The organism is Streptomyces boluensis, from assembly GCF_009908195.1.
Lineage (GTDB): Bacteria > Actinomycetota > Actinomycetes > Streptomycetales > Streptomycetaceae > Streptomyces > Streptomyces boluensis.
Map to the genome: position 1 here is coordinate 1 of NZ_JAAAHS010000260.1, position 11080 is coordinate 11080.

The 11080-nt window shown below is 66.7% G+C and carries 9 protein-coding genes and 3 pseudogenes; 2 read left to right on the forward strand and 10 right to left on the reverse strand.

Annotated features, from left to right (window positions below; all coding sequences use genetic code 11):
- Positions 1 to 266, reverse strand: a pseudogene (locus GUY60_RS40100) (mobilization protein); the annotation flags it as partial.
- Between GUY60_RS40100 and GUY60_RS26355 the strand changes: the two are divergent.
- Positions 267 to 573 (forward strand): annotated as a pseudogene (locus GUY60_RS26355) (transposase family protein); the annotation flags it as partial.
- 127 nt (positions 574 to 700) lie between these two features.
- Here GUY60_RS26355 and GUY60_RS26360 read toward each other — a convergent pair.
- The 6 genes from GUY60_RS26360 to GUY60_RS26385 form a co-directional block, all read right to left on the reverse strand.
- A complete protein-coding gene (locus tag GUY60_RS26360; protein WP_161702130.1) occupies positions 701 to 1450 on the reverse strand; it encodes a transposase family protein in 750 nt (249 codons plus the stop codon).
- 97 nt (positions 1451 to 1547) lie between these two features.
- Positions 1548 to 2480, reverse strand: coding sequence for a transposase family protein (locus tag GUY60_RS26365; RefSeq protein WP_312866428.1), 933 nt, complete (start codon positions 2478 to 2480; stop codon positions 1548 to 1550).
- A 61-nt stretch (positions 2481 to 2541) separates the two neighbouring features.
- Complete coding sequence (locus GUY60_RS26370) at positions 2542 to 2937, reverse strand: hypothetical protein (RefSeq protein ID WP_161702132.1); 396 nt, start codon at positions 2935 to 2937, stop codon at positions 2542 to 2544.
- A gap of 76 nt (positions 2938 to 3013) precedes the next feature.
- Positions 3014 to 3787 carry a pentapeptide repeat-containing protein gene (locus GUY60_RS39170; RefSeq protein WP_161702134.1) on the reverse strand — a complete coding sequence of 258 codons (774 nt, stop codon included), beginning with the start codon at positions 3785 to 3787 and terminating at the stop codon, positions 3014 to 3016.
- Between the two features lie 522 nt (positions 3788 to 4309).
- Positions 4310 to 4492 (reverse strand): hypothetical protein, encoded by a 183-nt coding sequence (locus tag GUY60_RS26380; protein WP_161702136.1) that lies wholly within the window; start codon positions 4490 to 4492, stop codon positions 4310 to 4312.
- A 488-nt stretch (positions 4493 to 4980) separates the two neighbouring features.
- Complete coding sequence (locus GUY60_RS26385; protein ID WP_161702138.1) at positions 4981 to 5454, reverse strand: nuclear transport factor 2 family protein; 474 nt, start codon at positions 5452 to 5454, stop codon at positions 4981 to 4983.
- A gap of 318 nt (positions 5455 to 5772) precedes the next feature.
- On the opposite strand from GUY60_RS26385, the gene GUY60_RS26390 reads away from it, so the two are divergent.
- On the forward strand, positions 5773 to 6540 hold the full coding sequence (locus tag GUY60_RS26390) for an esterase/lipase family protein (protein WP_161702140.1): 768 nt from the start codon (positions 5773 to 5775) through the stop codon (positions 6538 to 6540).
- A gap of 891 nt (positions 6541 to 7431) precedes the next feature.
- On the opposite strand, the gene GUY60_RS26395 is transcribed toward GUY60_RS26390, so the two are convergent.
- The 3 genes and pseudogenes from GUY60_RS26395 to GUY60_RS26405 form a co-directional block, all read right to left on the reverse strand.
- Positions 7432 to 8538 carry a hypothetical protein gene (locus tag GUY60_RS26395; RefSeq protein WP_161702142.1) on the reverse strand — a complete coding sequence of 369 codons (1107 nt, stop codon included), beginning with the start codon at positions 8536 to 8538 and terminating at the stop codon, positions 7432 to 7434.
- Position 8539: 1 nt separating this feature from the next.
- Positions 8540 to 10643 (reverse strand): annotated as a pseudogene (gene fxlM, locus GUY60_RS26400) (methyltransferase, FxLD system).
- Between the two features lie 17 nt (positions 10644 to 10660).
- A complete protein-coding gene (locus GUY60_RS26405) occupies positions 10661 to 10972 on the reverse strand; it encodes a lanthionine synthetase LanC family protein (protein ID WP_246235697.1) in 312 nt (103 codons plus the stop codon).
- Positions 10973 to 11080 lie beyond the last annotated feature (108 nt).

An 11080-nucleotide genomic window follows, 5' to 3' on the forward strand; every position in this document is an offset into this window, starting at 1 on the left:
CCTGGGTGGGCGGGGAGCTGGGCGATCCGGCGAAGGCGCCAGACCAGGACGTCGTTCACGTCCGCGGCGGTGTCGAGTTCGCGCATGTCGATGGCCTGTTGCAGGAGCGCCTCGGGGTCATGGCCCGCCTGCTCGGCCTGGGCGAGGGTCGCGACCAGGGCGTCGGTCTTCATGGACGTGCTGTCTGCTCGCAGTCCCTGCTCCAGCAGAACTGTGCGGATGGTGGTCTCGTGTGTCCGGCGTTCGGCCTCGGGGAGGGCACGGCCCGCAACGACTGCAAGGCGTGGGAGGAATCCGGGGACAAGGCCGCCGTCGGCAAGACCATGACGATCGCCGATGGCGGCTATCCGGGCACCGGGCTCGTGATGCCGCACCGCCGCCGGGCCGGCGAGGGACTGCCCGAGTGGATGCAGGAGCACAACCGCTCGCACAGACAGGTCCGTGCCGCGTCGAGCGCACCTTCGTGCGCATGAAGACCTGGAAGATCCTGCGGGACTGCGCCTGAAGGGCGACGGCGCCCACCACGCCATGCTCGGCATCGCCCGCCTGCACAACCTCAACCTCGCTGGATAGGCGGACAGCTCACACCGCGCTCAACAGCGTCCACCCCGACTCGAAGATCAGTTACGGGACAGCGCTTAAAGCGTGTTGCAGAAGGTTGCGTCCGGGCAGGTCGGAGCGGGGATCGTGACCGGTTTGCTCATGCGGCAAGGGTGAGGTTGTGCATGTGGGCGATGGCCTGGACCGCGTGGTGGAGGCCGGTGCCGCGTTGTCGGCAGTCGCGGAGGATCTTGTAGTGCTTCATGCGGGCGAAGGCGTGCTCGACGCGGGCCCGGACTCTACGGTGTTCGGCGTTGTCTTCCTCCTCGCCGGGCAAGAGGGCTCTGCCGGGGCGTTTGCGGTGCGGGACGACGAGTCCGGTGTTGATGTACGCGCCGTCGCCGAGCACGGTTACGCCCTCGCAGGTCCTGGCCAGGCCGGAGTCGCGCCATGCCTTCGCGTCGGCGGTGTTGCCGGGCACCGGACGTGCCGCGGCGATCACCAGCTTGGTGTCGGCGTCGATGATGACCTGCACGTTCGCGGAGAACCGGTAGTTGCGCGAGGACGCACCAATCTTCCGGTCGCGTACCGGGACGAGGGTGCCGTCGACGATCCACAGCCGTTCGGCCGTGTCGGCCGGGCGGGCAGCCGGCTCGATGGCCAGCAGCGGCCGCAGCCGCTGGATGACCCGGCACACCGTCGCCGGCGAGCAGCCGAACAGCGGCGCGAGCTGCCTCATGGTGAGGTTCGTGCGGTAGTAGACGGCCAGCGGCAGGCACCAAGGACGACCACCACCAGGCCCGTTCCCGCCCCGTTCCCGGACCGCCTTCAGCAGCCGCTCGAACTGCCGCATCCGCAGACCCGTGAACGTCTCCACCCACAACGACTCAGCCCTCAACACCCCACCCATACAAGGAAAATGCCCGGACCGAAGCCTTCTGCAACACGCTTTACGAGCTGGTGCACGGTTGGCGGTGAGGCGTCTTGACCTTCGGTGTGGTCGGTGTTCACATCTGCCGTGTCGAGTCCAGGTCCACGGTCTGCTGGTGGGACAGCAGACCGGCGATCGCTTGGACGGTGTCGCTCATGTGCTCGCGGCGGCCGAGGTGGCGGGCCAGGGCCCGCCAGTTCTTCAGATGGGCGATGCCGTGCTCGACACGGATACGTCGTGATGAATGTGCCTTGCGCTGACGTTCGTACATGTCCTCGTACCAGTCCGGGGCGTTCTTCTTGAATTTGCGGTGCGGTGGTGTCACCACCCGGCCACCGGTCTGGGCGCCAAGTCCCTGGTAGCCGGCATCGGCCAGGATCTCGACCGCAGGCCCGTCGGCCAGGAGCTTGACCAGCCCTAACTGGCGGGCGTGGGTGATGTCCGCGCAGCTTGCGGGACGGGCCGCACTGCACCACAGCACGCGGCCTTCGCCGTCCGTGACCACCATGGATTTGACGGCGTTCTGCTTGTTCTTTCCAGAGATGAACTTGTCCCGGTCCTTGCGTCCAACGGCGGGCCGGCGGACCCGGATCTCGGTTCCGTCGACGATGCCGGTCTTCCCGCTCGCGCCGAGGTGGTAGACGACCTCGGCCAGGGACCGCAGCCGCACATCGGGGCTGACGGTGCAGCCTCGCTCGGCGAGCAGGGGCCGCACTTCGTTGACGGCCCGGGTGACGGTGGATCGGTCCACGCCGAACCAGCAGGCCAGCACGTCGTGGGTGACCCCGTGACGAAGATGGACAAGCGTGGCCAACAGCCGGTCGACGAACACCAGCCGGTGCTTCGCACCGGCACCCACGGCCCGCTTCCGCGGCCGGGAAGCAAGCCCGGCTTCGTGACGCTCGTGCCACAACGGCCCGATCTCACCGACGAGTTCGGCAATCACTCCGGCCGTCAGGCCCGTGATCCGCCGGTTGCTGATGATTACTGCACGAGTCGCATTCCCCACCACCCGACCATGATCAACCATCAAGGACTTGACGCCTCACCGCCAACCGTGCACCAGCTCGTTAGACGTAGGCCGGCTCATCGGCTTTCAGCGCATGTACTGCGCAGATGACGAGGAGCTCGCTGTGTTCCGCCCCGGCGACATCCCGCACCGTGTTGAAGATCAGCCAGGCAGTGTCGAGTTGCTGCTTCTTGGCTTCTCCGAACTCGGCATCGAGTTCCCTGGAAAACAGATCCCGATATGGCCGTGCACGCCAGGCCCTCGACTCCTGCTGGCTCTCGGAGGCCTTGAGGGCGCAAGTGAGGAAGCGGAGTGAATCCGTGTGGCCGAGCTGCGAGTAGATGATCTCAATCATCCTCCGGGCCGGCTGGAATCCGTAGGGCCAGGCCTTCCTTCCCCCTACCCGTTCCCTGAGTTGCACGTACAGCTCGAACCCAAAGTCATAGTCGCGATACATGGGGAGGTTCGTACCCTCTACGCAGCGCGGCGGCTGAGTGCCACGCCGCCCAGCCACCTATTCGCGAGCCCTCGCTTCATCCGCGCCGAGACTCTCCGTCTCCTGCTCTGGCGGCTTCACACTGTGTGATGCGTGCTTTGATGCGCTCGTCATCGGAGAGCGCGGTCGGCAGGTTCGTCGACGTGTAGATCTCGGCTTCGACGACTTGGTCGACTGAGAGATCTGAGTCTTGCAGGTTCGCCCCAGCCAGGTACGCGTCCACCAGATTCGCCTCATCCAGGTACGCGCCCGCCAGGTTTGCGTTCGTCATGCGCGCGCTCATCAGGTCCGCGCCCACCAGGTACGCGCCCCTCAGGTTCGAGCCCTCTAGGTGCGCAAATTCCAGTCGCGCGCCCTGCAGGTCCGCGCCCGCTAGGTTCGAACCCGATAGGCATGCCCTCTCCAAGTTGACTCTTTGAAGGTTTGCTCGGGTAAGGGCCAGGTGTCCTAGGTCCAGCTGTGCCATATCGACTCGGCTGAGGTCTGCCGCATGCGACCTCTCGCGGATCGGGCTGCGGGCGAGCACGTTACATGCCGCTTTCATGTCCTCAGCCCACGGCGTGACTTCTACACGCTCAGTGACTGGGCCAGGGATGAACGACGGAGTGCGGTTGCCTGGCAAGGTGACGGTGCTCGCCTTTTGCTTTTTCTCGATTTGAGTACGAATGAAGGCGGAGAGGACTTCGACGACTGTGTCGTGGTCTTTCTCGCTGTCGTTCATGATTCGTTCGAGGCTGTAGATGCCTCCAAGGCGTTCGTGCCGTTTGTCTGAGGCGAGGAGCTTGATGGCTTGGACGTAGCGGTCGGTCACCTGCCCTTCTCGGGTCAGATCGGCCTGGTCGCGGTCCTTGGCCTGGGTATGAGCGAACTGTTCCTGTGCGTGCTCGAACTGCTGCTGAGCAAGCTGGAATTGCTCTTGGGTCTGCTTGAGCTGTCTCGGTCGAGTTGGTGCTTCTTGTGCGTGTACCAGAGCCCAAGTGCAGCAACGACGCCGGCGCCGAGGGCGACGAGGGCGGTGCGGACGCCGGTGATGACCACGCCGTCAGCGGGTTGGAGGTCGCGATCGCGGATGTGGTTGCCGTCGAGGAGCCAAGGGCCGCGCCACAGCAGCAGCGCGAGCCGACCACGGCGAGGGCGATCAGTGCGCTGATGAGTGTGCGCCTCAACTTGGGGTTCATGCGGATGGTCCCCTCTGCGGTTGAGGGGCAGGACACATCGCGCGGATGTCGCTGATCTTGGCAGCGATGCTCTGGACGCGGTGAACGCGGTCGATGCTCTCTACCAGGTCGCAGAACGTCGACAGCGAGTGGCGATCGTCCAAGTCTGGTACGTGCTACCTGATGTGCTGGCGTATGTCGAGCCAGCGGGCAGCCCATTCGCTCACATGCCATTCGATCATCCGGTCGAGGTAATCGACCGCAGGGCCAGTGCCGTTGAGGTGTCGTTGCCCTCGCAGCGACTCTCGGCCTGCATAGACCCGCTCGAACTGCCACAGCAGAGCGAAGTAGTGGTCCATCACCTTCTTGGTGTCTGCCTCACTGCGCGATGTGGCACGGCGATAGAACTCAAGGGCGCTCCGGCACTCGGCCGTCTCTTACGAGGTGAGGTCTACGTAGAGGCTCCTGGCCAGTTCGAAGCCGGCGCGCACGCTGTTGCCTCGGGCTGCCTGCCAAGCGGTCACAGCTGCACCCAAGCCGACGGCTGCTGAGCCGAACGCCAGCAGAGTTGAGGTTCCCGTCATGCCGCGCATCATGTCCCGCCTCGGTGGGCGTGAATCGTGGAACTCCTGCTCTCAGAGCGGGATTTGAGGTTCCACGCGCGGCAGCTGCTGAACTCCACGCCCTTGTGCCGCCCGATGACGTCGCGGAGACGGACGCGGGTATTCAAGCCGTCGAGAAACTGCACCTTGGCTTTGTTCACGAGCTTGGGCTCTGGCTCAAGTTCTGTGGGGTGTCACTCCCCGTGGCGCAGCTCCGTTGACGGCCGGTCGGCTGGGAGCCGTTCTCATGACTGACCGGGCCCGCCGAGGCGTTCCGTAGGACCGGCGAAGGAGAGGAAGAGAGTCCGCGTGGTGAGCAGCCAGGTGTCGTCCACCTTGCGGAACGTGTCTTCGTAGTGCCCCACCTGGACCGGGGGCCGCGGCGGTACGAGGCCCTCGCTGTAGCCGTCGACACGGTACGTGGTGAAGTAGGTGGTGGCGGCGGCGGTGTCCGCAGAGGTCACGGTAACCAGGATGTTGGTGCATATACGGCGTGACAGTCGGTCTGCGGGCCGGTTGCCGAAGTAGATTCGCAGGGCGTCGTGACCCGCGATGCGGCGGTCGCCGGCGGGCCATTCCCAGGTGCCGTCCTGCGTGAAGAGGTCCGCCACCGAGCCCGGGTCTCCGAGGTCGAGCCGGTGGACGAACTCGACGACCAGCCGCTCACAAGCCCGCTCGGCGAGCAGGCGCTCCATCGGTTCAAGAGTTTCAGCATTCATGATCAACTCATATCAGGTCGCCCCTGGCTGAGGCAGCCTCACCCGAGCTGGGCCCCGGTTCCGGGCGCATGTTCTCCAGAGCCGTGCCCGTCCGTGGCCGCTCCCCACCTGCCGATCCGTGACTCAGCATGGCCAGTCCACAGAACCTGAGCCAGAACCCGAGTTTGAGCAGCGATTCTTCACGAGTTCAGGAGGCGGTGCGGCGGGGGTGGGAATCGAACGAACCTGCTCCAGGCCGCTGTGCGCTACCTGCGCGCCGCTCATCCCGACCGCTACCAGCCACTCCCGATCGCGCCATAAGTGTGTTGATCACAAGCGTTGATTCACCCAGGGGTAGCCATACGTCCAGCTCGCTCGCTCGTTGACCAGCAGGTGATCAATGCACTCCTGATGAAGTCTGCCCTCGCCGCCGGTGTCGCCCTCGCTTCGGTCGTGGGGACTGCCGGCGCTTCCAGCTCGACCGCAGCGGCCCCGGAACCTGCGCGGGACCCGATCGTCTTCGTCCACGGCCTCGGCGGCAGTGCTGCCGACTGGTCGACCTTCGGCAAGTGGTTCGAAGGGGACGGCTACGACTCGACACCCATGTTCGCGGTCACCCTTCCCTCCGGGCAACGCAACGCACAGAACGCCCAAGTCATCAAGCAGGCCGTGGAGCAACTCAAGGCGGACACCGGCGCGGCAAAGATTGACATCGTCGCCTTCTCCATGGGCAACCTCTCCAGCCGCTACTACCTCAAGAATCTCGGCGGAACGGCGAACGTCGATGATTTCGCCGGCATCGCGGGCCCCAATCACGGCGTGAACACCCAGCTGACGGCGATGTGCGCCTTCGGCGCCTTTCTCGCCCCGGATGCCTGTGAGACATGGAGCGGCTCGGAGTTCATCAGGGCCTTGAACGAGGGGGACGAAACTCCGCGGGACGTGAACTACGCAACCTGGCGTTCGGCAGCGGACGGCGTCATCGTCCCGTCCGAGAGCACGATCCTGGAGGGCGCGGACAACCGCCTCGTACCCGGCGACCTCAGGCACACCGACCTCATCCAAGACCACGGGGTGTACACGGAGGTCCGGGACTTTGTGAGGTGATCGAACCGAGCTGCTCGCCTGGACTCGACGCGCCGCGCCGCTCCGGCCTCGGCCTACCACCGAGAAAGTGACGGGCCGCGAGGTTGCCGGCCAGGGACTGAGCACCCGGCAACACTGGACGTCCGAGGGATCTCGCCGTCGACATGGTCACCAGCTACGACGGGGTCAACCGCCACGCCGTTCAGGATGGCCCGATCCCGCACACTGCGCTGACCTACCGGGACCTGTCACCCGTCTCGCCCAGAACCGCCAGGGGGAGCGATGGCCCAACGCACGCTCGTCGGAGGCCTGACCGGACGATTCGCCAGCAATGCACCACGGCCACCTCGTCGAAGGAGCCGAGTTCGAGCCGGTGAAGGGGGTGCTCGCCTCGGAAGGGGCGAGCACCCCCTTCACCATGTACATGGCCAGCTCCGTTACATGGACTTTGGATGATCCTTCACCAGGCGCCCAACTCACCGCCGCCGAGAGCCGTGCATGCGTTCTCGTGAACAAAGCCATGCACCTCCACGGGCACCGCACCGGGTACGCCACGGAACCGTACGGAGTCATGCGGCTGAACCTCGCGCGTGCCGAACAGGTCTTCGTGAGGCTCGCGGGTGCCCAGAGCGGAACCCCAGCAGGAGACCGTCAGGTACCCACTGCTCAGGCCACCGATCCAGGCACCGTGCAGAACCGAATCCGAGCAGGCGTCCCCCGAAGTCCGCTACGACGCGCCATCCATCTGACACCGGAAGGCGGAGAAGTCGCGTCTCATAGGCGGCGGCGTGCGCAGAACAGGGCACCGCAGTATATGAGTTCCTGGTCCGTGCTCATCTCTGCTTCGGGTTCCTTCCGAATGGTCGGTGAGAAGTGCAAACAGCGTGCTGCAGACGGTCGGGCGGGCACCGGCTACAACGGTCGCGTCAGGAGGCGCTGCGTCGCGCGGGCGCTCGCGTCGACAGCAGTTTGGAGAACTTGGGCCAGGTCCTCCGGCATCCGGCCCTGGTCGAGCCCGGCAGCGGACACGGCTTGGGACAGTACGCGCCGCTGGTCCGGGCTCATGGACTGCTCACAGGCTTCGTGGCCGAGCACTTCTCGGGCGACGTAGCCGTCTTCGGACTGAACCGCCGTACGGATGAGCCGGTCTCGCACCTCAACTGCTGCTGCGTGGATGTGGAGTTCACAGAGGTCGAGCACCGTGGCTCCCAAGCACGTACGGAACACGGCCAGTTCCGGCCCTGCGTCCAGGTCCAGGTAGCTACTCACCATGTGCGCGGTCGCTTCGGCACTGCTCTCACTGGATACGGTCAGGCAGAGCGCGGCGAGGCTGGCTGCGACGGCGTGTTCCCACTCGTCGGACAGCTTGCTGCTGGTGAGGAACCTCAGCGCTGATGCTGGGTCGCCGCCGAGGCAACGGGCGACGACGTGGACCTGTCGCCCGTCGAGGAGGCGTTCTCCTACGCCCTTATGGTGTGCGGTGTGTGTCTGGGCGCTCTCCCATCGGCCTCCTGCGACGAGTGCGCGGGTTCCGTCGCCGAGCAGGATGGCCCACAGCCATTGGCGCAGCTTTTGGTGGTCTTCAGTCGTGGCGGTCAGATGCCGGAAGGACACGGTGCGACCGTCGATGACGGCCTCCTTCTCCTTGGCCCGGACCGCGGTGTTGAGGGTGTCGAGCAGTTGGAAGCCAGCGTCGCCGTCGCCGTTTCGGATGTGCAGGCGGGCGAGGTTGACCAGGGGTTCCAGGCAGTACCGGGCCTCTTGAACGCCCAAGGGTTGGGAGTTCAGGTAGGCCTCGGCGTGGCGCCAGCAGAGTGCGCGTGCCAAGTCCGGCAGTCCGCAGTCGCTGACGATCAGCGCCGCCATGTTCTGTGCGACGGCTGCTGATTGAAGGTTGGCGTCCTGCTCGGCCGAGCGGGCCAGGTCGGTGATCTCCTGAACCCGCTCGGCGAGCGGGCGGCATGCGGGACGTGGGCGGGCGACCAGTGGGAAGCGACGGGCTATCTGGCCGGCGTCCATGTCACTGCCACTCGATGACGATGCGGTTGAGGGCGTTGTCGAACGCGAAACGGCCGGGCTTTGGCGCGAGCGGCTCGGCGTCGAGTGGCTGGATCTCGAACTCGACGTCGCGGTCCCGGAATTCGCGGTTCCAGGTACGGATCTCCGTCGCCACACGGTCAGCGAGTGACGCGGCGTCGGGGCCATGGCCGATGACGCCGAACTCGTAGAGCGTCGCGCCGTCCGGGGCCTTCTCGGCCGCCGGGCGGCGGGTGAGGTAGGTGAGGGTGCCGCCTTCGAAGACCGCGGTGGAGCTGGGGTACGGGGCGGTGAGGAGGCCGCTGTCGATGGCCTCGCTCTTGGCGGGCATCCGGCTGAGGCCGCTCGGCATGACGCAGGTCAGCCACAGCTCCAGCCACTCCGCCGACTCCGGGCCCCGGAAGCTCACGCCGCTCCACACAGTGGTCTGGGGCTGGCGCAGGACGTCGGTCAGCGCGTCCACGTCGACCTCCTGGTCCCCGTTCGTGACGAGCGTGACGGCGTTGTCGGGAGCGAGCGGGACGAACGTGCGCGGGTCGTCCGCGATGCCGCGCCAGCGGCATGAAGGTGTTCATCTCGGAGCCGACGCTGCGCCAGACGTTGTCCTTGAGCTCGAAGGCGATCGAGCGGGAGACGCTGCCGCGCAGGCGCAGCGGGGTGAGCAGGCGTCCGCCGGGGGCGAGTTGGTCGAGCCAGGCGTGCGGGACCCCGTGTGCGCCGACGGTGGCCACGATGTGGTCGTACGGGGCGTTCTTGGCGTAGCCGACTGCGCCGTCGCCGAGGATGACCTCGACGTTGCTGATGCCCGCGGCCTTCAGGCCGGAGCGGGCGCCGTCCACGATGTCGTCATCCACGTCGATCGTCGTGACGTGCCCCTGCTCGCCCACCAGGTGGCCGAGGAGTCCGGCGTTGAAGCCGGTGCCGGCGCCCAGCTCCAGGACGTTCTGGCCGGGGGCGACCTCCATCTGCTCCAGCATCATGCCCACGATGTCGGGCTGGGAGGCGCAGCTGATCGAGGCCCCGCTGTCGTCGAGCTTGGTGTTCACCGGTGCGTTCCCGTACGCCTTCTCCAACGGGGCGTCGGGGACGAAGAGATGGCGCGGCACCGTGCGCATCGCCTCCTCCACTCGGGCGGAGCGCACGGAGCCCTTGCTGATCAGCTGGTCGATCAGCTGGTTCCGGAGTGGGCCGTCGGGAGTGGCTTCGATGGTGTCGCTGTTCACCCCGTCGACCGTAGTGCCGGGCGTCGGCCCGGTGGGGGTGGATGCGGTGGTGTCGTTCGTGGCCATGACTGCTTCTTTCGCGAGTGCGGACAGGGTGAGTTGGTCCTGGGCTGGGAGGCCCATGCGGTTGAGGTGGAAGATGGCGTGGTGGGCGAGCACGGCCCGGAGGCCGCGTTCCAGCCCGCCGCTGTGGTTGAGGTCGGCGAGCTGACGGCCCAGCCACTCGAAGGTGGTGATCCAGGGCCTCAGGTGGGCGAGTCGGCCCTGTGCAAAGAGTCGGTTGTGGGAGCTGGCGTCGATGGTCATGAGCCGGTGGATGGTGCCGGTGAGCCGCGTGGGCGTGGGCGTCACCTCGCCGTTGCTGCGCAGGGCCGCGAGCTTCGCCCAGACGTCGCCCTGCTCGTACCGGTCGAGTCGGGCGGCTCGCATGGCGACGCTGAGCAGCAGGACCGCCAGTTCGCGCCGGCCCAGGTCGGGGGTGTCCGGGTCGGCTGTCCGGCGGCGGGCGATGTGGTCGAGGACGCGTCGGCTGTCGTGGTGGAAGAACTTGTGCGCGATCTGCATGGCGGCCGGTCCGCCGAAGGCCGTCGTCTCCGGCTCGTAGATCCCCGGCGCCCAGGCGGCGATCACGCTCGTGCCGAGCAACTCGTCCAATGACCGGTCCACGTTCCGCGATACGTCCGGGTCAGCCGGCCAGAACCGGAGCCGCCAACGCGGGTGTTTCCGGAGGAAGGACCACTGGGTGTCGCTGTTCTGCACGGTGAACAGCGGCAGCAGGTGCTCCACCGCTACGGCCTCTGCCTCGTACCAGTCGGTGAACTGGATCGTGCGCTGCGGCCATTCCTCGGGGGCCTCAGGGGCCATGTTCCCTCTTCTCAGGGTCAGTTGATCAGGAAGCAGGCGTCCCAGCCGGACACCGCCGGGGTTCCGGTCTGGAAGGAGTGCAGGGCCAGCGCGGTGCCCGCGGCGCCTTCGAGGAGCCCGATGTCCCCGCCGTCCGGCGCGTGCAGGAGCGAGTCGGCCAGCGTGTCCGGGTCCGTCTCGGTGAGTGGAGCGAGCAGGTGCGGTACGCAATCGGCGAGACCGGTGGTGAGGGCGTCGCTCGCGGCGGTTTGGGTGATGTGGGCAAGGCCGGCGAAGCCGTGGCACATGGAGAGGTCCACGGTCAGGTCGAGCTGCCCGGCGTCGGTCATGGCGTGCAGTAGGGCCTGTTCGGCTCAGTGTTGGCGCCCGGTGGAGCCGACGGTGAAGGCGGCGAGTTGCTGGGCTCGGGCGAGGGCGGCGGTCCCGTAGCACCAGGA

Bases quoted from the DNA above. Each gene is read 5' to 3' on its own strand.
- GUY60_RS26370 (WP_161702132.1), bottom strand. From the start codon at position 2,937: ATGTATCGCGACTATGACTTTGGGTTCGAGCTGTACGTGCAACTCAGG.
- GUY60_RS26360 (WP_161702130.1), bottom strand. From the start codon at position 1,450: ATGGGTGGGGTGTTGAGGGCTGAGTCGTTGTGGGTGGAGACGTTCACG.
- GUY60_RS26380 (WP_161702136.1), bottom strand. From the start codon at position 4,492: ATGGACCACTACTTCGCTCTGCTGTGGCAGTTCGAGCGGGTCTATGCA.
- GUY60_RS26395 (WP_161702142.1), bottom strand. From the start codon at position 8,538: ATGGACGCCGGCCAGATAGCCCGTCGCTTCCCACTGGTCGCCCGCCCA.
- GUY60_RS26405 (WP_246235697.1), bottom strand. From the start codon at position 10,972: ATGACCGACGCCGGGCAGCTCGACCTGACCGTGGACCTCTCCATGTGC.
- GUY60_RS26385 (WP_161702138.1), bottom strand. From the start codon at position 5,454: ATGAATGCTGAAACTCTTGAACCGATGGAGCGCCTGCTCGCCGAGCGG.